At 75.5% G+C, this 21,257-nt stretch carries 17 protein-coding genes and 1 pseudogene; 8 read left to right on the top strand and 10 right to left on the bottom strand.

All coding sequences use genetic code 11. The annotated features are described in order from the left end of the window. Positions 1-141: 141 nt before the first annotated feature. The gene (locus tag ACFWXO_RS22985; RefSeq protein ID WP_380525598.1) at positions 142-1,056 is read right to left on the bottom strand and encodes a PfkB family carbohydrate kinase; all 915 of its coding nucleotides are present in this window, start codon (positions 1,054-1,056) and stop codon (positions 142-144) included. A 413-nt stretch (positions 1,057-1,469) separates the two neighbouring features. Here ACFWXO_RS22985 and ACFWXO_RS22990 point away from each other — a divergent pair, with 413 nt between their 5' ends. Together ACFWXO_RS22990 and ACFWXO_RS22995 are read left to right on the top strand one after the other, a co-directional pair. Continuing rightward, positions 1,470-2,540 carry an NUDIX domain-containing protein gene (locus ACFWXO_RS22990; RefSeq protein ID WP_380525599.1) on the top strand — a complete coding sequence of 357 codons (1,071 nt, stop codon included), beginning with the start codon at positions 1,470-1,472 and terminating at the stop codon, positions 2,538-2,540. A gap of 101 nt (positions 2,541-2,641) precedes the next feature. Continuing rightward, on the top strand, positions 2,642-3,496 hold the full coding sequence (locus ACFWXO_RS22995) for a DUF4184 family protein (RefSeq protein ID WP_380525600.1): 855 nt from the start codon (positions 2,642-2,644) through the stop codon (positions 3,494-3,496). On the opposite strand, the gene ACFWXO_RS23000 is transcribed toward ACFWXO_RS22995, so the two are convergent. Next, positions 3,472-4,836 carry a dipeptidase gene (locus ACFWXO_RS23000; protein WP_380525601.1) on the bottom strand — a complete coding sequence of 455 codons (1,365 nt, stop codon included), beginning with the start codon at positions 4,834-4,836 and terminating at the stop codon, positions 3,472-3,474. The two genes, ACFWXO_RS22995 and ACFWXO_RS23000, sit on opposite strands and share 25 nt — an antisense overlap. A gap of 167 nt (positions 4,837-5,003) precedes the next feature. Here ACFWXO_RS23000 and ACFWXO_RS23005 point away from each other — a divergent pair, with 167 nt between their 5' ends. Then, the gene (locus ACFWXO_RS23005; RefSeq protein WP_380525602.1) at positions 5,004-6,293 is read left to right on the top strand and encodes a geranylgeranyl reductase family protein; all 1,290 of its coding nucleotides are present in this window, start codon (positions 5,004-5,006) and stop codon (positions 6,291-6,293) included. A gap of 46 nt (positions 6,294-6,339) precedes the next feature. Here the strand turns inward: ACFWXO_RS23005 and ACFWXO_RS23010 are convergent, their stop codons facing one another. Both ACFWXO_RS23010 and ACFWXO_RS23015 read right to left on the bottom strand, forming a co-directional pair. Next, a complete protein-coding gene (locus ACFWXO_RS23010; RefSeq protein WP_380525603.1) occupies positions 6,340-8,610 on the bottom strand; it encodes a glycosyl hydrolase family 18 protein in 2,271 nt (756 codons plus the stop codon). A 257-nt stretch (positions 8,611-8,867) separates the two neighbouring features. Next, complete coding sequence (locus tag ACFWXO_RS23015) at positions 8,868-9,851, bottom strand: ArsR/SmtB family transcription factor (protein WP_375892392.1); 984 nt, start codon at positions 9,849-9,851, stop codon at positions 8,868-8,870. Between the two features lie 92 nt (positions 9,852-9,943). On the opposite strand from ACFWXO_RS23015, the gene ACFWXO_RS23020 reads away from it, so the two are divergent. After that, on the top strand, positions 9,944-11,296 hold the full coding sequence (locus ACFWXO_RS23020) for an MFS transporter (RefSeq protein ID WP_380525604.1): 1,353 nt from the start codon (positions 9,944-9,946) through the stop codon (positions 11,294-11,296). A 74-nt stretch (positions 11,297-11,370) separates the two neighbouring features. Here the strand turns inward: ACFWXO_RS23020 and ACFWXO_RS23025 are convergent, their stop codons facing one another. Together ACFWXO_RS23025 and ACFWXO_RS23030 are read right to left on the bottom strand one after the other, a co-directional pair. Next, positions 11,371-11,775: a RidA family protein gene (locus ACFWXO_RS23025; RefSeq protein WP_375892389.1), complete on the bottom strand. Its 405-nt coding sequence runs from the start codon at positions 11,773-11,775 to the stop codon at positions 11,371-11,373. A gap of 64 nt (positions 11,776-11,839) precedes the next feature. Continuing rightward, positions 11,840-12,637, bottom strand: coding sequence for an ATP-grasp domain-containing protein (locus ACFWXO_RS23030; protein WP_380525605.1), 798 nt, complete (start codon positions 12,635-12,637; stop codon positions 11,840-11,842). 133 nt (positions 12,638-12,770) lie between these two features. Between ACFWXO_RS23030 and ACFWXO_RS23035 the strand changes: the two are divergent. Next, positions 12,771-13,352 (top strand): annotated as a pseudogene (locus tag ACFWXO_RS23035) (enoyl-CoA hydratase-related protein); the annotation flags it as partial. A 101-nt stretch (positions 13,353-13,453) separates the two neighbouring features. Here the strand turns inward: ACFWXO_RS23035 and ACFWXO_RS23040 are convergent. Continuing rightward, on the bottom strand, positions 13,454-14,215 hold the full coding sequence (locus tag ACFWXO_RS23040) for a maleylpyruvate isomerase family mycothiol-dependent enzyme (protein ID WP_380525606.1): 762 nt from the start codon (positions 14,213-14,215) through the stop codon (positions 13,454-13,456). A 188-nt stretch (positions 14,216-14,403) separates the two neighbouring features. On the opposite strand from ACFWXO_RS23040, the gene ACFWXO_RS23045 reads away from it, so the two are divergent. Then, positions 14,404-15,159 carry an acyltransferase gene (locus ACFWXO_RS23045; RefSeq protein ID WP_380525607.1) on the top strand — a complete coding sequence of 252 codons (756 nt, stop codon included), beginning with the start codon at positions 14,404-14,406 and terminating at the stop codon, positions 15,157-15,159. Positions 15,160-15,288: 129 nt separating this feature from the next. Here ACFWXO_RS23045 and ACFWXO_RS23050 read toward each other — a convergent pair whose 3' ends face one another. Next, on the bottom strand, positions 15,289-16,746 hold the full coding sequence (locus ACFWXO_RS23050) for a PucR family transcriptional regulator (protein ID WP_380525608.1): 1,458 nt from the start codon (positions 16,744-16,746) through the stop codon (positions 15,289-15,291). Between the two features lie 189 nt (positions 16,747-16,935). On the opposite strand from ACFWXO_RS23050, the gene ACFWXO_RS23055 reads away from it, so the two are divergent. Then, on the top strand, positions 16,936-17,829 hold the full coding sequence (locus ACFWXO_RS23055; protein ID WP_380525628.1) for an esterase/lipase family protein: 894 nt from the start codon (positions 16,936-16,938) through the stop codon (positions 17,827-17,829). Between the two features lie 62 nt (positions 17,830-17,891). On the opposite strand, the gene ACFWXO_RS23060 is transcribed toward ACFWXO_RS23055, so the two are convergent. Both ACFWXO_RS23060 and ACFWXO_RS23065 read right to left on the bottom strand, forming a co-directional pair. Further along, complete coding sequence (locus ACFWXO_RS23060; protein ID WP_380525609.1) at positions 17,892-18,512, bottom strand: HutD family protein; 621 nt, start codon at positions 18,510-18,512, stop codon at positions 17,892-17,894. Between the two features lie 81 nt (positions 18,513-18,593). Continuing rightward, the gene (locus ACFWXO_RS23065; RefSeq protein ID WP_380525610.1) at positions 18,594-19,850 is read right to left on the bottom strand and encodes an MFS transporter; all 1,257 of its coding nucleotides are present in this window, start codon (positions 19,848-19,850) and stop codon (positions 18,594-18,596) included. Positions 19,851-19,867: 17 nt separating this feature from the next. Between ACFWXO_RS23065 and ACFWXO_RS23070 the strand changes: the two genes are divergently transcribed. After that, positions 19,868-21,142, top strand: coding sequence for an ROK family protein (locus ACFWXO_RS23070; protein WP_375892374.1), 1,275 nt, complete (start codon positions 19,868-19,870; stop codon positions 21,140-21,142). Positions 21,143-21,257 lie beyond the last annotated feature (115 nt).

Here is a 21,257-nt window from a genome sequence, read left to right on the forward strand (position 1 = left end):
CTCACCCCCACCGTTTTTTTGGCGTTCTCTTTCCGTGGGTGGTTGGGTGGCCGGTGGGTGTCGGGGCTCCCCCCCCCACCCGCGCCCCGGTGACCTGGCTGTCCCTGGCCCGGGCGGCGGTGCGGTCCTGCCGACGCGCGGTCAGAGGTCGGCCGGGCGGGGGAGGGCGCCGCGGGCGCCGGGCGCGGTGACGGCGAAGGCCCCGGCGGCGACGGCGGTGGCGGCCGCGGCGGGCAGGTCGGCCAGCCGGGCGAGACCGGCGGCGAGCGCGCCGCAGAAGACGTCGCCGGCCCCCGTGGTGTCGACCACCCGGACGGTGGGCGCGGGCAGCCGGGTCAGTGCTCCGCCGACGGCGACCAGGGCGCCCGCGCCGCCGAGGGTGACCACCGCCCCCTCGCCCTGCCGGGCCAGCGCGCGGGCCGCCGCCTCGGCGTCCGCGGCGCCCGTGAGCTGCCGGGCCTCGACGGCGTTGGCGACCACCAGCGGGCGGCGTCCGGTGGGCCCGGGGTCGGGCAGCGCACCGGCCGGGGCGGTGTCGTGCAGCCAGCGGGTGCCGCCGCGCGGGCCCGCGGCGGGCAGGGCCGCGGCGACGGCGCGGACGCACGCCGCGGGGACCTCGTTGCTGGTGAGGACGACGTCGACCGGGAGCAGGTGGAGCCGGGCCAGGGCCGTGCCGACCTCGTCCGCGGTCAGGTGGGCGTTCGCGCCGGGCACGACCACGATGCTGTTCTCCCCGGCGGGGTCGACCAGCACGATCGCCTGGCCGGTGGGCGCGTCGGGGTGGGTGTGGACGGCGCCCGTCTCCACGTTCGCGCCGCGCAGGTCGGCTAGCGCCGCCTCGCCCTCGGCGTCGCGTCCGACCTTGGCCACCAGGTGGGTGGCGGCCCCCATCCGGGCCGCGGTCACCGCCTGGTTGGCGCCCTTGCCACCGAAGCCCCGGGTGGCGTCGGTGGCCAGGACGGTCTCGCCGGGCGCGGGGAGCACGGGGCAGCGCAGGATCCGGTCGGTGTTGACCGAGCCGATGACGACGACCCGGCCGGCGGGGAGCAGCTTCATCGTTCCTCTGTACGCGGCGGGGCGCGGCCCGCGCAAGCGGTGCGCGTGAAGGCGCCGGGCGGGGCGGGCGCGGGGCGGTGAGGGTGCCGGGCGGGGGAGTGGGAGGGCGCAGGGAGGGCGCGAGCGGCGTACGGTCGGGGCGCGCACCGGAAGTCGGCCGGTCCGACTTCCGGTGCGAACGGTGTGGCGGCGGGGTGCGGCTTTGATGGCGGCCGGTCCGCATTTATCCGTACCGGGCCCGTGGCCTGGGCACATGCCGCTGTCAAGGGGCGGGCCGGGGCGCGCGGGCGGGCGCGGCGAGCAGTTTTGGGGAGCGGCGTGGCGCGGGTACCACCACGGGTGGCGCTGGTTCGGCCGACGGGGGCGCTGCCCGGTGCGAACGGCATCGGGGCAAGTCGAGGGCAGGGGACGTTGTGATCGTCTGGGTCAATGGCACATTCGGGGCGGGCAAGACGAGCGCCTGCCGCGAGCTGGTGGAACTGCTGCCCGGGAGCGTGCTCTTCGATCCCGAGCTGGTCGGCTTCGGACTGCGCCGGATGCTTCCGGCCGACCGGCTGGCCACGGTGTCCGACTTCCAGGACCTCGCGGCCTGGCGTCGGCTGGTGCCCGAGACGGCCGCCGCGCTGCTCGGCGAGGTGGGCGGGCCGTTGGTGGTGCCGATGACCCTGCTCAGAGAGGACTACCGGGACGAGATCTTCGGTGATCTCGCCGCGCACGGGATCACGGTGCACCACTTCGTCCTGGATCCAGAAGAAACGATCCTGCGAAACCGCATAGCCCAGCGCGAGGAATGCCCGGGCGACCCGGAGCGCAGCGAGCGGGTCCGCACCTGGTGCCTGGAGCACCTGCCGCACTACCGGGCGGCCCGCCGCTGGCTGGTCGGCGACGCCCGGATGATCGACAGCGGCGCGCTCACCCCGCGCGAGACCGCGCACCGGATCGCCGAACTCGTCCGGGTCGGCGCCGCGCGCTGCCCGATCGCCCAGGCCCCCGAGCCGACCGGCGACACCGTGGCCTCGGCCGTGCTGTTCTTCGACGAGCAGGACCGGGTGCTGCTCGTCGACCCGGTCTACAAGCCCGACTGGGACTTCCCCGGCGGCGTGGTCGAACGCGGCGAGGCCCCCACCGACGCCGCCCTGCGCGAGACCGCCGAGGAGCTCGGACTGCGCCTGGACCCCTCGGTGCTGCGGCTGCTCGCCGTCGACTGGGAACCGCGCACCGGCCCGCGCCGCGGCGGCCTGCGGCTGATGTACGACGGCGGCCTGCTCGACGACGCGGGCCGGCAGAACCTGCTGCTGCAACAGGAGGAGCTGCGCGGCTGCCGGTTCGTCACCCTGGACGAGTCGGCCGAGCTGCTGCCGCCGAGCCGCTACCGGCGCCTGGCCGCCGCGCTGGACGCCCGGCGCAGCGGGGAGCTGCGCTACCTGGAGGCGGGGTGCCGGGTGGCGCTCGGCCGCCTGGCCAGCACGGCGGACGCCGCATAGGACCGGGGGAGGGCGGGCCCGGGTGCCGGTCGGCGGCGCGGCCCCGGTCGGCGGCGCGCCCCGGTTGGTGGCGGGGCCGGTGCGGGGGTCAGGATGGGGGCATGCCGTTCACCCTGAGCCATCCCGCCGCCGTCCTGCCCCTGCTGCGTCACGCCGGGGAGCGCGGGCCGCTGGTGGCCTCGGCGCTGGTGGCCGGGTCGATGGCGCCCGACGTGCCGTTCTTCGCCGAGTCGCTGCTGCCCGGGGTGTACGGGCACGGCGGGCTGACCCACGCCTGGTGGGCGGTGCCGACGCTGGACGTGGCGATCGCCGGCGTGCTGGTGGCGGGGTGGCACGGGCTGCTGCGGGCGCCGCTGGTGGGCCTGCTGCCCGAACGGTGGGCGGGCGGCGCCGAGGCGTTGACGGTCCGCCGGGCCGCGGCGGCCGGTGCGGGCGGTACCGGCGGCTGCGGCGGTGCCGGGGGCCTGGGCGCGGACGCGGCCTGGTTCGTGGTCTCGGCGGCGGTCGGCGCGGCCACCCACGTCGGCTGGGACGCGTTCACCCACGGCGGCCGGCTGGGCGTGCGGCTGCTGCCCGTACTGGACCGGACGGTGGCCGGGGTCCCGGTCTACGAGGTGCTGCAGTACGGGAGTTCGGCGCTCGCGCTGGCCGCGCTGGGCGGCTGGGCGGCGCGCGCGGTGCGGGCCGTCGAACCGGTGGCCCCGGCCGTGCGGCTCGCGCCGCGGACCCGGCGGACGGCCACCGCTGTGCTGGCCGCGGCGACCGTGGCCGGGGTGCTGCACCGGATCGGCCCGCTGCGCCGCAACCTCGTCCCGGAGGTGTGCTTCGGGGCCGGTGCCGGGCTCGCGGTGGGTGCGGTCGGCTACGCGGCGGTGGTCGCGGCCGCCCGCCGGTGGCGTGGCGGGCGGCCCGGGACCGGTGCGAACTCCCGTCAGACGGTGCGCAGTTCCGCGTAGCGGCGGAGGAAGAGTGCCTCGGTGAGGGCCATCCGCTCCAGCTCCTGCGGGTCGACGCTCTCGTTGACGGCGTGGATCTGGGTGGTCGGGTCCTCGACGCCGACCAGCACGATCTCGGCCTGCGGGTAGAGCGAGCGCAGGGTGTTGCAGAGCGGGATCGAGCCGCCCTCGCCGGCCGCGACCATCGCGGTGCCGAAGGCCTCGGCCATCGCCTCGCCCATCGCCTCGTAGGCCGGGCCGGTGGTGTCGGCGCGGAACGGCGCGCCGTTGCCGTGGCGCTGGAGGGTCAGCCGGGCTCCGAGCGGGACCCGCGCCTCCAGGTGGGCCACCAGGGCGTCCTGGGCGGCCCCGGTGTCGGTGCCCGGCGGGACGCGCAGGGAGATCAGCGCCTTGGCGGCGGCCTGCACCGAGGAGGTGGCGCCGATCACCGGCGGGGCGTCGATGCCCAGGACGGTGACGGACGGGCGGGCCCACAGGCGGTCGGAGATGCTGCCGGTGCCGGTCAGGGCGACGCCGTCGAGCACCTTGGCGTCGGCGCGGAACTGCTCCTCCGGGTACTGCACGCCCTCCCAGGTCTGGTCGGCGGCCAGCCCGGCGACCGCGACGTCGCCGTTCTCGTCGTGCAGCGAGGCGAGCACCTTGATCAGCGACTGCAGCGCGTCGGGGGCGGCGCCGCCGAAGGCACCGGAGTGCAGGTTGCCGGCCAGGGTGGTGACCGAGGCCTCGACCACCGTCATGCCGCGCAGCGAGGCGGTCACGGTCGGCAGGCCGGGGGCGAAGTTGCCGGTGTCGCCGATCACGATGGCGTCGGCGGCCAGCAGCCCGGGGTGGGCCTCGGCGTAGCGCTCCAGGCCGCCGGTGCCCTGCTCCTCCGAGCCCTCCACGATGATCTTCAGGCCGACCGGGTAGTCGTCGCCGTACACCTGGCGCAGCGCCCGCAGGGCGGTCAGGTGCATCAGGATGTTGCCCTTGCAGTCGGCGGCGCCGCGCCCGTACCAGCGGCCGTCGCGCTCGGTCAGCTCGAAGGCCGGGCTGTCCCAGCCGCTCTCGTCGAGCGGGGGCTGCACGTCGTAGTGCGAGTAGAGCAGGACGGTCGGGGCGCCCTCGGGGCCGGGCAGCTCGCCGTAGACGGACTGGGTGCCGTCCGGGGTGTCCAGCAGCCGGATGCCGGTCAGGCCCTCGGCGGCGAAGGCCTCGGCGACCCAGTGCGCGGCCTTCTGGCACTCCTCGACCGGGAACTGGCGCGGGTCGGCGACCGACTGGAAGGCGACCAGCTCGGCGAGGTCGGTGCGGGCACGGTCCATCAGGGACCGGACGGCGTCGGCCAGGGGCTGTGACATCGGGGCTCCGAAGGGGACGGGTCCGCCCGGAGGGTGGTGCGGGCGGAGGGGGTCGGTTGGGGTACCGCCGATCATAGGCGGAGCCGTCCGGGGGGCTTCGGGGAGCTTCCCCGTCGGGGGGTGGTGCGGCGTCCGGAAGGCCGGGCGGACGCATAGGATTGGTCGACGTGACTGACTCCGGAAGCCCTGATTCCCGTAGCCCGATCGACAGCCCGCCGGACGGCCCGTCGGACGAGGCGCTCGGCGTCCCGCTCGACGGGGCGCTCGACGAGGCGCCGCAGCCGCCCGACGGCGTCTGGGACGTCGTGGTGGTCGGCGCCGGACCGGCCGGGGCCTCGGCCGCGCACGCCGCCGCCGCGCAGGGCCGCCGGGTGCTGCTGCTCGACAAGGCCGAGCACCCCCGCTACAAGACCTGCGGTGGCGGCATCATCGGCCCGTCCCGGGACAGCCTGCCGCAGAACTTCGAACTGCCGCTGCAGGACCGGGTGTCGGCCGTCACCTTCGCCTACGACGGGCAGTACACCCGGACCCGGCGGTCCAAGCGGATGCTGTTCGGGCTGGTCAACCGGGACGAGTTCGACCTGCGGCTGGTCCAGTCCGCCAAGCAGGCCGGGGCGGTGCTGGTCACCGGAGTGACCGTCACCGGGGTCGAGCAGCGCGGCGGCGAGCACCGCACGGCCGTGGTCACGGCCGCCGACGGGCGCACCTTCGAGGCCCGGGCGGTGGTCGGCGCGGACGGCAGCGCCAGCCGGATCGCCCGGCACGTGGGCGTCACCTTCGACCAGATCGACCTCGGCCTGGAGGCCGAGATCCCCGTCCCGCCGCAGGTGGCCGCCGACTGGTCGGGCCGGATCCACCTCGACTGGGGCCCGCTGCCCGGCAGTTACGGCTGGGTGTTCCCGAAGACCGAGACCAGCAGCCTGACCGTGGGCGTCATCTCGGCGCGCGGCGACGGCGAGCGGACCAAGCAGTACCTCGCCGACTACATCCGGCGCCTGGGCCTGTCCGGCTTCCCGCCGCGGGTCGAGTCCGGGCACCTGACCCGCTGCCGGGCCGAGGACTCGCCGCTCTCCCGCGGCCGGGTCCTGGTGGCCGGGGACGCGGCCGGACTGCTGGAGCCGTGGACCCGCGAGGGCATCTCGTACGCGCTGCGCTCCGGCCGGCTGGCCGGGGAGTGGGCGGTGCGGATCGCGGAGGCGGGCGACGCGGGCACGGTGCGGCGCGAGGCGCTGAACTACGCGTTCGCGATCAAGGCCGGGCTGGGCGTGGAGATGCGCGCGGGCAAGCAGCTGCTGAGCGCCTTCGAGCGGCGGCCGTACCTGTTCCACACGGCGGTCACCACGGTGCCGGCGGCGTGGCGGGCGTTCGCCCGGACCACCCAGGGGCACACCACCTTCGCGCAGCTGCTGCGGCAGAACCGGGCGGCGCGCAAGCTGATGGCGATGGCCGCCCGGTAGCGGGATCCGGCCCGTGGTGCGGGGACGGTCGGCTAGGTGAGCCCGGCTACTTGAGCCCGGTGTCGAGGGCGGACATCAGGCTGCCCGCCGGGGTGTCGCCGGACATCTCCCAGATCATGCCGCCGAGCAGGTTCTTCGATTTGAGGTAGGCCGTCTTCTGGGCGATCGACCAGGCGTCGTCGAAGGTCCACCACTGCCCGTTCGCGCCCGTGTAGCCGTACGTGGCCACGGACTTGGGATCGTGGTAGACGGTGAGGCCCGGCACGCCGGTGACCAGGTTCTGGTACCCGCGGGTGCCGGCCTCCTCGGCGAACTGGCCGGGCGCCGCGCCGTTCGCGGACTGCCAGACGCCGTGGGCGCCGCCGTCCGCCACGCCCTGCCAGCCGCGCCCGTAGAACGGGAAGCCGATGGTCAGTTTGCGCGGGTTGACCCCGGCGGCGAGGTAGGTCTGGACGGCGCTGTCCACGCTGAAGTGGAAGGCGTAGGGGTCGTTCGGGTCGGGGTAGAGGTTGGAGGCCTGGCCGGTGCGGTTGGGCTCCCAGGAGTTGTCGCTGCCCGAGCCGTGGAAGTCGTAGCCCTGGACGTTGGCGATGTCGAGCGAGGTGAAGACCTTGCCGAGGTTCCAGCCGGCCGCGACCTTGGCCGGGTCGGCCGGGGTGAAGGCGGTGAGCAGCTTGTGCGGGCCGCCCAGCGCGTCGAGCTGCTTGCGGAACTCGGCGGCCAGCAGGGTCAGGTCGGTCTTGTCGTTCGCGCTCCAGTGGTTGCCCGGGTGGCCGTCGCCGGAGCCGGGCCACTCCCAGTCGAGGTCGATGCCGTCGAAGATCCCGGCGGCCACGCCGTCACCGCCGGCGCCGTTGTAGGCGGGCAGGTTGCCCTTGATCCAGGTGTCCACGCAGGACTTGACGAACTTCTGCCGGGACGCGTCGGTGGCGGCGACGTCGGAGAAGTACTTGGAGTACGTCCAGCCGCCGAGCGAGACGACCACCTTGAGGTTCGGGTACTTGGCCTTGAGCTTCTTCAACTGGTTGAAGTTGCCCCGGAGTTTGCCCCAGCCGTCGTCGGCCACGCCGTCCACCGACTGGTCGGCGCTCATCGGGCGGGCGTAGTCGGCGTCGGCGTCACCGGCGCCGGTGCCCTGGTCCGGGTCCTCCGGGTTGGCGGTGGTGCCCTTGGTGACGCCCGCGAGGCAGGTCAGGTTGACCGGATCGATGTTCTCGAAGGCGTAGTTGACGATGTCGAGCTTGGCCGCGCTGCCCGAGGTGTCGAGGTTCTTGACGAAGTACTGGCGGCCGTAGATGCCCCACTGGACGAAGTAGCCGACCCGGGCGTACTTGCCGGCGCCGACGATGTCCGCGGTGGTCACGGCGAGCGGCGCGGAGGCGGGTGAGGCGTTGTCGGCGGGGTCGCGGGCCTTCACCGTGAAGGTGTAGGCGGTGGACGGCGAGAGGCTGCCGACGGACGCGGTCAGCGTGCCGCCGTCGACCGTCGTCACCAGGGTGGCGCCCTGGTAGACGTCGTACGCGGCGACCCGGACGTTGTCGGTGGCGGCGTTCCAGGCGAGCGTCACGTCGGAGGAACCGACCGACGTGGCACGGAGGTCGGTGGGCGCGGTCGGCGGGACGGTGTCCGTGGACGGGTCGAAGGTGCTGGCGGTCACGGGGGCGCTGAGCGGGCCGGTGTTGCCGCGGCTGTCCTTGGCCCGGACGGTCAGGGTGTACGAGGTGGCCGGGGTGAGCCCGGTGACCAGGGCGTTGGCGGTCGGGCCGGAGGCGAGCACGGTGGCGCCGTTCAGCACGTCGTAGGAGGCGACCGGGAAGTCGCCGCCGGTGGCAGCCGGCCAGCTCAGGGCGAGGGTGTGCGCGGTCGACCCGGTGACGGTGGGGGTGCCCGGCGCGGAGGGCGGGACGTCGGCGGAGCCGTCGCACTTGTCGCCGTTGATGCGGCAGTTGAGCGGGGTGGAGACCGGGCCGGTGCCGACGAACCAGAAGCTGTACGGCTCGGTGGTGCTGTGGGCGTTGACGGTCGCGTTGTAGTAGGCGGCGGTGGCGGTGACGTGCCGGCCGTTGACGGTCGCGGTGCCGTTGCTGGTGTTGCCCAGGGTGACGCCGGTGGGCAGGTCGAAATCCAGGGTCCAGCCGGTGACGGCGGTGGCGTTGTCGTTGTGGACGATGTACGTGCCCTGCCACCAGGAGCCGTTGTCGGCGGTGGTGAAGGTGGCGGTGAGCTTGCCCGCCGCGAGCGCGGGGGCGGCGAGTGCGGTCAGGACGGCGAGTGGGAGGAGCAGGACGGACAGCAGTGCCAGCAGTCTGCTGCGCATGCGGGGGCGTCCCGCCCGGGATCGAGCGGACATGGTTCTCCCTGTGGCTGTGGGGGTTGGACAGGGTGACGTAGAACCGGGGTGATCCGTGGGCGACCGGTGCCCGCGCCGTGGGGGGCGGGGGCATGGGCACTGTAGGAGGACTGGACCAATGCGTCAACAGGTATGTACCAATGGGGAGTTGGGGAGGTCGCCGGGTGGCGGGGTGGCGGGGTGGCGGGGTGGCCGGGCGGCCGGTCGGCGGGCCGGCGGGGCGCTCACCGGCCGCCGGAGAGCTCGTCCCCGAGCGCGCTGCGCCGGTAGAGCACCGAACGGCCGTGCCGGGCCCGGCTGACCAGACCGGTGGCGGCCAGCACGGACAGGTGCTGGCTGACCGCCCCCGGGGTGACGCCCAGGCGGTAGGCGAGCTCGGTGGTGGAGGCCGGCTCGGCGAGCAGGCCGAGCAGCCGGGCCTTCGGTGCGCCGACCAGGGCCTCCAGCGCGCGCGGCGGCACCGGCGGGCCCTGGCCGGCCATGGCGGCCTGGCCGCGCGCCGGGTAGCAGATCTGCGGGGCGCGGGTGCTGTCGATCATGGTGATCGCGCCCCGGACGAAGAAGGTCGGGCTGAGCACCAGTCCGCGCCCGTCCACGGCGGTCTCCACGTCCCCGTCCGTCCAGTGCCGGTTGATCGACAGCGCGCCGTCCGCCCACTCCAGACGGTGGTCGAGGTCGGTGAACAGCGCCGTCGCGCCGTGCTGGGCCAGCACCCGGGCCCGGTACACCAGGTCGGCCTCCAGGACCGCGCGGGCCTGCGGCCACCAGGCGGGTGCGAGGCACGCCTCCCAGTACTCCTCCAGGGAGTCGCAGATCCGGCTCAACAGCCGGGCCGGATCCGCCAGTCCGGCGTCGAGCAGGGCGGGCAGCGGCTGCCCGTGCGGCCGGAAGGTCAGCTCCAGTTCGCCGCGCAGCTGCTCCGGCGGGAGGGCGCGGACGGTGGCGAGCTGGGTGCGGAACTCCGGTGCGGGGGAGGACGGTCGGGGGGTCAGGAAGTCGGGGACCCAGCGGTTCTCGGCGACCAGGGAGAGCAGCAGCCGGGAGTCCAGGCGCGCGAACGAGGGGCCCAGCCGCTCGAAGGCCGGGCTCTGGAGCCGGTACCGGCCCGGGTGGGTCCACATCCGCAGGCTGAGCACGGCCTCCAGGATCGGGGAGTAGGCGAACCAGGTGCTGGCGAGGTCGGCCAGCCGGAGGGTGAAGCGGTGCACCGGGGTCCTCCCGTCGGCTGCCGGTCGTCGAGCTTTTAGCCAGAGCCTAAAGGAGTGTCGGGTGCGGCCCGCCCGACGGTGGAATCCTCGGCATGACCACCACACCGGCGGAGTCCTCCGCACCAGCCTTCGGCGTGCCCGCGCACCAGCCGAACGGCCGCCTGCCCGGGGCCCTCCGGCGCCGCCTCCACCCCGATCCGACGGTCCGTCGACTGGCCGGGATCACCCTGGTCAACACGGTGGGCAACGGCCTCTCGCTGGCCGTCGCGGTGCTGTTCTTCACCCGGGTGCTCGGACTGAGCGCGGCCCAGCTGGGGTTCGGGATGACGGCCGCCGGTCTGTGCGGGGTCGCCGCCAGCGTGCCGGCCGGCCGGGCCGCCGACCGCTGGGGCGCCCGGCGGGTCCTGGTCGTGCTGGTCTCGATCGAGGCCGTGGGCACGGCCGGGTACGCGCTGGTGCACGGCTACGCCGCGTTCGTGGCCCTGGCCTGCGCCGTCTCCGCGGTGGACCGCGGCGCGGCCGCGGTGCGGAACGCGCTGTACGCCCAGGTGCTGCCCGCCGACCGCCGGGTGGCCGGTCGGGCGTACCTGCGGGTGGTGACCAACATCGGCATCTGCCTGGGGACCGGCCTCGGCGCGATCGCGCTCCAGTTCGACACCCGGCCGGTCTACCTGGCGGCGATCCTGGCCGACGCCGTCTCGTACGTGGCCGTCGCGCTGCTGATGTACCGGCTGCCGGCGGAGGCGGGCGCGGGGCCGGGTGCCTCCGCACCGGTTGCCGCCTCGGCCTCGGGCGGGGCGGGCGTCGGGCAGAGCGTCGGGCAGGGTCGGCGGCGCAACCCGGCGCTGCGCGACGGTCCGTTCCTGGTGGTGACCGCGCTGTGTTCCGTCCTCGGGCTGCAGTTCGCCGTCCTGGAGGTCGGCGTCCCGCTGTGGATCGTCCAGCAGACCGACGCGCCGCGGATCACCGTCGCCGGCGCTTTCATCGTCAACACCCTGATGGTGATCGCCCTCCAGGTGCGGGCCACCCGGGGCACCGAGGAGCGGACGGCCGCCGCCCGGGCCTGCCGGCGCGCCGGGCTGGTGCTGGCCGCCTCCTGCCTGGTCATCGCCATGGCGCACGGCCTGCCCGGGATCCTCGCCGCCGCCGTGGCACTGGTCGGGATCGGGTTGCAGTCGCTCGCCGAGGTGATGGGACAGGCGGGCGGCTGGGCGCTGAGCTACGACCTCGCGGGCGAGCACGAACACGGCGCCTACCAGGGGGTGTTCAACGCGGGCTCGGCGGCCGCGATGATGGCCGGACCGGCGGTGGTCAGCACCGCGGTGATCGGGTACGGGGTGGCCGGGTGGGCGGTGCTGGGCGCGGCGCTGCTGGCGGCGGGCCTGGCGATGGGGCCCGCCGTCCGGTGGGCCGGACGGCGGGAGGCGCGGCTGCGGGCGGCCTGAGGGGGCCGGAGCGAGGAGCTCTGGGGTGAGGAGCTCTGGGGTGAGGAGCTCTGGTGCGAGGGGGCGTACGGGCGTTACTCCGGGACGACCGCCGTCGCCTCGATCTCGATCAGCACGTCGGGCCGGAACAGCGCCGCGACCTGCATCGCCGAGGCCGCCGGGAGCGGCAGGTCGCCCAGGTACTCGTTCCGGGCGTCCCGGATCGCCGCGAGGTGGGCGATGTCGGTCATGAAGAAGGTGAACTTGACGACGTCCGAGAAGTCCGCGCCGGCGGCGGCCAGGCAGCGGCGCAGGTTCTCGAAGATCTGACGCGCCTGGGCCTTCGGGTCACCCGCGCCGACCAGGTCCCCGTGCTCGTCGAAGGCGACCTGCCCGGAGACCTGGACCAGTCGGCCGGTGCCGGTGACGACGTGGGTGTAGCCCTTCGCGGGGAAGACGCCCGGCGGCTGGGTGATGTGGGTGAGGTGCGTGGTGGTCATGGTGCCCGATCGTGCGCCACCGCAGGCCGGGACCGCAAGCGGCCGCCCCCGGTCAACCCGCCGGTCAGCGCACCACTTCGGGCAGCTCGCGCAGGAACGCCCGGTCGGTGCACGGCAGTTGGGCAGCGGGGCCGGAGGAGCGCAGCACCACGTCCAGGACCTCGCCCGGGTCGGCGGCGTAACCCCCGCTGGCCCAGGCGGCGTTGGCCTCCACCACCGCCCAGCCCCGGTCCGTCCGGCCGACGTCCACCACCACCGCGCTCGGCAGCGGGGCGTGCGAGGCCGAGGCGGCCAGCACGTCGCGGGCGAAGGCCAGCACCTCGGGGCCGTCCGCCCCGAGCGGTGCGACGGCCAGGTCACCGTCCCGCGCGTAGCGCGAGCCCGTCCGCGCCGCGCCGTCCAGGACGAACAGCCGGTACTCCGTGCGGAATCGTACGACCTCGCTCACCAGCACCGGGGTGTCCCCGTCCAGCAGCCCGGGCCCGGGCAGCGCGCTGCCGTCGGGGTAGACCCGGGCGGCGAACAGCTTGTCCGCGGGCGGTTTCACGAAGGCCGGGCCGCCCAGCGCACGGGCCTCGGCCAGCGTGGTCGCGCAGACCCGTCGGCCGGTCAGCGCGAGCGGCAGTCGGGCGAGCCAGTCCTCGGCGGGCTCCAGCAGGGCGAGGCCGAGCTCCCGGCCGACCGCGTCCGCGAACAGCGGCCCGCCGTACACGTGCACCGCGGCGCCGAGCAGCTCGCGCGGCGCCCGCCAGGAGGCGGCGGTGCACGCGCGCAGGCCGCGCAGCCCGGCGGCGGTGCGCAGCTGGAGGCCGGTCTCGTTGATGCGCGGGGCGAGCAGCAGGACCGGGGGGTCGGTGGTCATGGGCCCATGCTGACGGGCGGACCGGGGCTGCCACCAGCGGTTTTCGACCCGGCGGCCGGAGGGTGACGGTCGGCTCGGGCCGAGGGGTGCCGGTCGGCTCTGGCCGCGGGGCGGGTGGGCGTGCCAGAGTCGTGCGGGCGCGGACCTCTCCGAGGCGACCGGCGCGGACCCGACGGTGGGCCCGCGCGGCCTGGTCGAGCTGCAGAAGGCGATCGTGGACTGCACCAAGCCGGTCATCGCCGTGGTCGACGGGCACGCCCGGGCCGGCGGCCTCGGCCTGATCGGCGCGGCGGACCTCGCCGTCGCCGGACCGGCCGCGACCTTCGCCTTCACCGAGGTCCGGCTCGGCCTGGCGCCCGCCGTCATCTCGCTGCCGCTGCGCCCCAAGCTGGAGCCGCGCGCCGCCTCCCGCTACTACCTGACCGGCGAGGTCTTCGACGCCGCCGAGGCGGCCCGGATCGGTCTGATCACCCAGGCGGCCGAGTCCAGCGAGTCCACCGGGGTGCTGGTGAAGGGGCTGCTGGACGCGCTGCGCCAGGGCTCGCCGCAGGGGCTGGCGGAGTCCAAGCGGCTGGCCAACGCCGAGGTGGCGCGCTCCTTCGCGCGGGACGCGGACGAGCTGGTGCAGCTGTCGGCGCGGCTGTTCGGGTCGGCGGAGGCGCAGGAGGGGATGCGGTCGTTCCTGGAGAAGCGGCCGGCGGCCTGGGTGCGCTGAGCTCCTGGGCCGGGCCGGGCCTGGCTGGGCCTGGCTGGGTCGGGCTGGGCTGGATCGAGCCGGGCCGGGCCGGACCTGACTCCGGCCCGGCCCGACCGGGGTCAGATCGTCGCGGCGGTCCGCCAGTGGTCGAACAGGTCCTGGTCGCCGCTGAGCTCGACCCGCCCGGCCCGCTCGACGGTCAGCCGGTTCCAGAGCAGCGGGTAGAGCTCGGCCGCCGGACCGCTGACCGTCAGGTCGGCGGGCTCGGGGCGCTCCTCCGTGGTGACGGCGAGCGGCTCCCGGGAGAGCGTCAGGTGCCAGGAGCTGGCCCCGTCGGTCGGCCGGATCCGGATGGTGCGCGGGTCGTCGCTGTGCACCGTGGACCGGCCGCGGAGCAGGAAGCCGCGCAGCAGTTCGTCGATGCCGTCCAGGGCGAGCGTGCCGTCGACGCCCGGGCCCGGCGAACCGGCCGCCGCGTCGGCGTCGAAGCGGTGCACGGCGGTCTCGTGCGCCTGGCGCCGGGCCCAGAAGGCCAGCGGGCTGGGCGCGGGCAGGAAGGTCCAGCACTCGACGTCGGCGGGGGCCTCGGACAGCACGGTCAGCAGGGCGGCGTGGCCCTCCCGGTACCAGTCGAGCAGTGCGGCGTCGGAGGGGTCCGGGCCGACCACGGCCTGCCGGTCCGCGCCCTCCGGCGGGGCGCTCAGGCCCTTCGCCGGGAAGGCGGCGGCCCAGCGGTGGACCTGGCCGATGTGGCGCAGCAAGTCGCTCAACCGCCAGTCCGGGCAGGTCGGGACGGGCGTGGTGAGGTCGGTGCGGGCGGCGGCGTCGGCCAGCAGGGCGCCCTCGCGGCGGACTGCTTCGATGTGCTCGGAGATCTCCATGGGACGGAGTGTTCCACTGCCGACGGACATCGGTGGCGGATTTCGGACGGCCGCGGGGGACGGCCGCGGGGACGGTCCGGGAGTGGCCCGGGGCGGGCCCGGGGGTGGTGCTGAAGGGGGCGGTGGGGCCGGTGTGATGTCGGCCTCCCGGTCACCGGACGGACGCTACGGGCCGGTAACGTGAGCGCATGCCGATAACCCGTTCCCTCCTCTCCGCCGTCCGGGACGGCGGCCGCCGGGCCGCCGGGCGCCTCGTCCACCGGGGCTGGCGCTGGGTGCAGCGGACCGGCGCGGTCAGCAACCGGAACCCCGGTCCGTACCGGTTCGGCGAGCTGGGCGACGGCACCACCCTCGCCTTCCCGCTCGGGGCGGTGTTCAACGAACGGTGGATCACCATCGGGCCGTTCTCGATCATCGGCGAGCGGGTCACCATCAGCGCGGGCTTCCTGCCCGGGCTCGACCTCGGGCCGGAGCCGATCGTACGGATCGGCGGCGGCTGCGTGATCGGGCGGGACAGCCACATCGTCGGCCACCAGTCGATCGTGATCGGCGACGACGTCTGGACCGGCCCCGGGGTGTACGTCAGCGACCAGGCGCACGAGTACCGGGACACCGAGCTGCCGATCGGCAAGCAGTGGCCGCGCAACGAGCCGGTGGAGATCGGCGCCGGCAGCTGGATCGGCACCGGCGCGGTGATCATGCCGGGGGCGCGGATCGGCCGCAACGTGGTGGTCGCGGCCGGTGCGGTGGTGCGCGGCGAGGTGCCCGACCACAGCGTGGTCGCCGGGGCCCCGGCCAAGGTGGTCCGGCGCTGGACCGAGGAGGAGGGCTGGCAGCCGCCGCTGCGGCACGAACCGCCCCGGCCGCTGCCGGACGGGGTGACGGCGGAGCAGTTGCGGGCCCTGGTGGGGTGGGACCTGCGGCTGCCGGGGGAGCAGGACTGAGATCGTTCTGTCGACCCTGAGCTGTCGACCTCGAGATGCTGGCCCCGAGCTGCTGACCCCGGGGCGTTGATTTCGGGGCGTTGATTTCGGGACGGCGCCCGCGCCGCGGTCGGCGCGGGTGCCGTCGTTTCACGACCAGTGGGCCGGGGCCGACCGTTCGGCCGTCCGGGCCGCGATCGCGGCGGTGATCCGTAGGACGTCGGCCGGGCGCGCCGGGTCCAGCCCGGTGAGCACGGCGATCCGGCGCAGCCGGTAGTCGACGGTGTTGGGGTGCAGGTGCAGGGCGCTCGCGGTCTGTCGGCGGTTGAGGCCGCCGGCCAGGTGGATGCGCAGGGTGGTGAGCAACTCTCCGCCGTCGGCGAGGGGTTCGAGCAGGGCGGCGAGCCGGGCGCGGGCCTGGCTGGGCCGGGTGAGCTGGTACTCCAGCAGCACGTCGTCCAGCCGGTGCAGCCCGGGCGGTCGGCCGAACGCCCGGGCGACGTCCAGGACTTCATAGGCGAGGGCGGCGGCGCCGGGCACCTCTGCCGGCACCGCGGCGGCCGCTCCGGCCAGCACGGGCACACCGGCGGCTCGGGCCGCGGCGGCGAGGGTGGCGCCGAGCCGGGGCCAGTCGGCCCCGTCCTCGGAGCCGTCGGCCGATCCGTTCTCGGAGCCGTCGGCGGGCCCGTCGGCCCGGTTGGTCGGGGACGGCAGCGGGAGGAGCAGCAGGCCGCCCGAGGGGGTGAGCGTGGAGAGCGCCGACTGCCGTGTGCGGTGGTCGAGTTCGGCGAGGAAGCGGCGCAGCTTGCGGCGGGCGGCGATGGCCGGGTCGATGCCGGGGGAGTGTTCGTCCGGGTGGTCGGCGAGGGACAGGCAGAGCACGGCGTAGCCGGCCGGCAGTTCGGTGCCGGCCCGGGCGGCCACCTCCTCGGCGGGGGTGCCGGCGAGCAGTGCGGTCAGGAGGGACTGCCGGGCGGTCGAGCTCCGGTCGCCGGCCGACTGCTGCCCGTCCAGGTAGCCGGCGCCGGCGGCGGTGGTGGCCCGGCGGAGCTGGTCGAGCAGCAGGCGGTTGAGCAGCACCAGGTCGGCGGCGTCCCCGGCGTGGGCGTCCCGGGTGAGGAACTCCCAGCAGACCTCCAGTCCGAGGTGGTGGGCGAGCAGGACGGCGTCCAGCGGCAGGCCCTCCTCGGCGCGGCGCGCTGCGGCCTCCCGTACGGCGGTGAACTCCTCGGCGGGGGCGGGGAGTCCGGTGCGGACGGCGTGGGCCAGGCCGCGGATGCGGCGCTCGGTGTCCCGGGTGAGTTCGCCGGTGAGCTGCTCGCGCGGGAGGCGGTGGTAGACCGGCACCCGTTCCAGCAGGGCGGTGACCACGACGGCGGCCAACGCGCGGGCGCCGCCGAGGAGTCTCTGGTCGGCCGGGAGTCCGCCGATCACCGGGACGCGCCACGGCGAGGGGTGGTCGGCGGCGCCGGTGGCCGTGGCGGTGGCCGTGTGGGTGGCCGTGTCGGTTGCGGTGGCCGTTTCGGCAGAGGCGTCGGCGGGCCGGTGCGCGGGGAGTTCGGCGGAGCGGCTGGTGGGGGTGCAGTGGGGCGCGTTGTGACCGGTCACAGAGAACACCGTCCAGGTCTGGGGGACGCCCAAGGGCCGGGCCGGAAGGGTGACCGCATCATTGAGCCACTCGGGTTACCTGTTGGTAACAAACTTCCGCTGTGGAGGCAACAGTTGAGAACCCCACTTCTCCGCTTCTCCGCAACTCCGCTGCGCCGCCGGTTCGGCGGAGCCTTCGGCGCGGCCGTCCTGGCGGGCGCGCTGCTGGTCGCCGCTGCGGCCCCCGCCGCGGCCGCCCCGGCCGTCGCCACCCCGGCCGCTGCCGCGGCCCCAGCCTCGGCCGCGCTCCCGCCCGACGGTGACTCGGTGGCCTCGCCGCCCGGCGCCAACGACTGGAGCTGCCGGCCGTCCGCCGCCCACCCCGACCCGGTGGTGCTGGTGCACGGCACCTTCGCCAACCGCTACGAGAACTGGCTGGCGCTCTCCCCGCTGCTCAAGGGCCTCGGGTACTGCGTCTTCGCCCTCGACTACGGCACCGTTCCGGGCATCACCTCCACCGGCAGCGGTCTGCTGCTGCCGATCGGCGGCCTCGGTCCGGTGCCCGCCTCGGCGGCCCAACTCGCCCACTTCGTCGACCTGGTGAGGTCCGCGACCGGTGCGGCCAAGGTCGACATCGTCGGCCACTCCCAGGGCGGCATGCTGCCGAACTACTACCTCAAGTTCCTCGGCGGGGCCTCCAAGGTGGACAGGCTGATCGGCCTGGCACCGTCCAACCACGGCACGACCCTCGACGGGATCACCAAGCTGGCGCCGTACTTCCCCGGCGTCGCCGACCTGATCTACACCGTCTGCCAGGCCTGCCGCGACCAGGCGGTGGGCTCCGCCTTCAACGCCACCATGGCTTCCCGGCCGGACACCGTGCCGGGCGTGCACTACACGGTGATCTCGACCGTGTACGACGAGGTCGTCACCCCGTGGCGGACCCAGTTCCTGAACGGGCCGGACGTGGACAACCAGGTGCTCCAGGACCACTGCCCGGTCACCCTCGCCGAGCACGTCGCCATCGCGTTCTCGCCGACGGCGCTGCACCTGGTGACCAACGCGCTGGACCCGGCGCACGCCACGCCGGTGTTCTGCGGCTGACGCGGCCGGTGCCGCCGCTGCCCGTACCCCCGGTTCCGGCGGGGGTACGGGCAGCGGGCTGCTCAGTCGGTGGTGCGGAGTGCGGAGGTGCGGAAGGTGATCGCGGCGGTGACGCCGTCGGGCCGCAGCTCGTGGGTGCCCAGTGCGTCGAGTACTGCGGCGTCGAGGGCCGGTGCGTCGAGTACTGCGGCGTCGTAGCGGCCGAGTTCGGTGCCGCCGTCGACGACGGCCGTACCGGCCAGGCAGACCAGCAGGACGGTCGACCCCTCCGGGACGGCGACACTGCCGGGCCCGGTCCGGAGCTCCACGACGGCGTCGGCCCGGCCGCGGCGGGTCATCACGTTGAAGTCCACCACCGGGCCGCCGAGCAGCCGGCAGTCGGTGGCGGCGTCGCCCGGGAAGGCGAACGGGCGGAACGGGGCGTCGACCAGCTGCTCGACGCCGTCCACGGCGAGCGCCATGCCGGCGCCCTCGACCAGGGTGATCACCCGGTCGATCCCGGGGAACGGCGAGAACGGGCCGGCCGAGGCGACATCGGCGAGGCTCACCCGCCAGTCGAAGTCGGCCATCCCGGCCCCGGCGGGGGACCCGGCGACCTCCCGGGTCACCCCGCCCCCGTTGAGCCACGGGGTGGCCGGGCGCTCGCTCGCCCGCAGTACCTGGATGCGTCCGGTGGTGGTCATGGGTCCGCATCCTGCCACTGCCGGGGCGGGTCCGTCAGTGCCGCCCGGCCGTCAGTGCCGTTCGACCGCGAGCCCCGGCCGTCAGTGCTGCCGGACCGTCAGCGGCAGCAGGGCCGCGGCGGTGGCCGCGACCGCGACCGTGGTCAGGGCGAGCGGCAGTCCGACCGCATCGGCGAGGAAGCCGATCACCACGGGCCCGATCAGCATCCCGCCGTACCCGAGCGTCGAGGCGAGCGCGACGCCCTGCGGCCCGCCCGCCGCACCGGCGCGCGCGATGGCGAGCGGGAACAGGTTGGCCAGCCCGAGGCCGACCAGGACGAACCCGCCGATGGCCACCGGCACCGACGGGGCCAGGGCGGCGAGCAGCATGCCGGCCGCGGCGGTGAGTCCGCCGAGCAGCATCAGCCGGTTCTGGCCCAGCCGGATGGACAGCCAGGTGCCGCCCACCCGTCCGCTGGTCATGGCGAAGGCGTACGCGGCGTACCCGGCGGCGGCGGTGCCCGCGCCCGCGTGGACGTCGTCGGTGAGGTGGAGGGTGGTCCAGTCGGCGACGGCGCCCTCGCCGTACGCCGTGCACAGGGCGGTGAGGCCGAGCAGCAGGACCAGCAGGCGGACGTGCCTCCCGCCGGCCGGAGCGCCGGCCGGAACGCTGGTTGGAGCGTCGGCCGGGCCGGGGGTCCGGTCCGGGGCGACCATCGGCGCGGCCGGGCTGCGCAGCAGGACGACGCCCGCGCCGACGGTCACGGCGAGTCCCAGCAGGCCGCCGAGCGCGAGCGCCCACGCGGTGGTCAGCCGCTCGGCGAGCAGTCCGCCGATGCCCGCGCCGAGCAGCCCGCCCAGGCTGTACCCGGCGTGGAAGCTGGGCATGACCGGCCGGCGCAGCTGGGCGACCAGGTCGACGGCGGCGCTGTTCATGGCGACGTTGGCGCCGCCGTACCCGGCGCCGAACAGCACCAGCACCCCGCCGAGCGAGTACACCGAATGGGTGTGCGCGGGCAGCGGGACGGCGAGGGCGAGCAGGGCCAGCGAGGCCACGGTGACCGGGCGCGAACCGTAGCGCAGGCAGAGCCGACCGACGGCCGGCATGGTGAGGACGGCGCCGACGGACAGGCAGAGCAGGGCCAGTCCGAGGGCGCTGTGCGAGGCGTTGACCTGGCTGCGGACGTCCGGGATGCGGACGACCCAGGCGGCGAACAGGAAGCCGTCGACGGCGAAGAAGGCGGTGAGCGCGAGCCGTGCGGCGCCCCAGGGGCTGTCCGCGACCGGGGGTGTGCTGCGAGACTGGGGGGAGGTCGGGTCGGCGTGGCGGTGGGAACTGATTTTGTTTCGAAGCGACACAAAGTCACAATAGGGGCGTGCAGCTCTCACCTTCAAGCCCGCGGCCCCGCTCCGGGACCGACGCCGACGCGCAGCGCGACGCCCACCGCCGCGCGGCGCCCGACCGCGGTCGGACGCTGCTCGGCCCGGCGCTCTCGCTCATCCACACCGGCCAGACGCCCACCCGGTCCGCGCTGACCCGCGCGCTGGACGTCACCCGGGCCACCGCCGGCGCCGTCACGGCCGAACTGGAGGCGCTCGGCCTGATCACCGTCGACTCCCGCCCGGCCGGCGGCGGTCGCGGCCGTCCCTCGCACCGGCTGGCGATCGACCCGCAGGGCCCGGTCGTGGTCGCCGGCCAGATCCACGCCGACGGCCTGAGCGTCACCCTGGCCGGACTCGGCGGACTGCTCGACCCGCCCGTCCACCTGCCGCTGCCCGCCGCCACCGATCCGGTCCGGATGCTGCGCGCCGTCGCCCAGGCCGGCGCCGAGCTGGCCCGCGCGACCGACCGCCGCTGCCTGGCCGCCTCGCTCGCACTGCCCAACCCGGTCACCGAGCCGGACGGCACCGCGCTCGCCGCGCTGCACTTCGCCTGGCCCAGCGGCACCCCGGTCGCCGACCTCTACGACGTCGAGGTCGGCCGCGCCGACCACGGCCCGAAGGCCGTGCGGCCGCTGCCCGCCGTCATCGCCAACGACGCCAACCTCGCCGCCCTCGCCGAGTACCGGCACGGCGCCGGGCGCGGTGCCCGGCACCTGCTCTTCGTCACCTCCGGCCACCGCGGCGTCGGCGGCGCGCTGGTGATCGACGGGCACCTGCACACCGGCAGCGCCGGGCTCGCCCTGGAGGTCGGCCACCTCACCGTCGACCCGCAGGGCCGCCCCTGCGCGTGCGGCAACCGGGGCTGCCTGAACGCCGAGACCGACCCGGACGCGCTGTTCGCCGCCGCCGGCCTCACCCCGGAGCCCGGCCGCCCGCTGCTCGACCAGGCGCGCGAGCTGTGCTGGGCGGCCGCGACCGACGAGCGGGCGCGGGCCGCGGTGGAGCACGTGATCGACCGGCTCGGGCTCGGGCTGGCCGGGGTCGCCAACATCCTCAACCCGGACCGGGTGGTGCTCAGCGGCCTGCACCTCGACCTCCTGGAGGCCGCCCCCGACCGGCTGCGCGCGGTGGTCGCCGACCGCAGCCTGTGGGGGCGCAGCGGGCGGGTGCCGATCGTCGGCGCGGAGCTGGCGCACGGCGCGCTCGCGGGCGCCGCCGAGCTCGGCTGGGGGCCGTACCTCGCGGACCCGCAGTCGGTGCCGGTCTGAGGAGGTGGGTGGCGCGCGGCAAGCGGCAAGCGGCGGGCGGGCCGCGAGGGGCGATAAGCGGAAGCTGGGCCTACGAAAACGGTCACTTATCGTGACCCTCGTACACTCGTAGTGA

It is taken from the genome of Kitasatospora sp. NPDC059088 (genome assembly GCF_042738155.1).
GTDB lineage: Bacteria > Actinomycetota > Actinomycetes > Streptomycetales > Streptomycetaceae > Kitasatospora.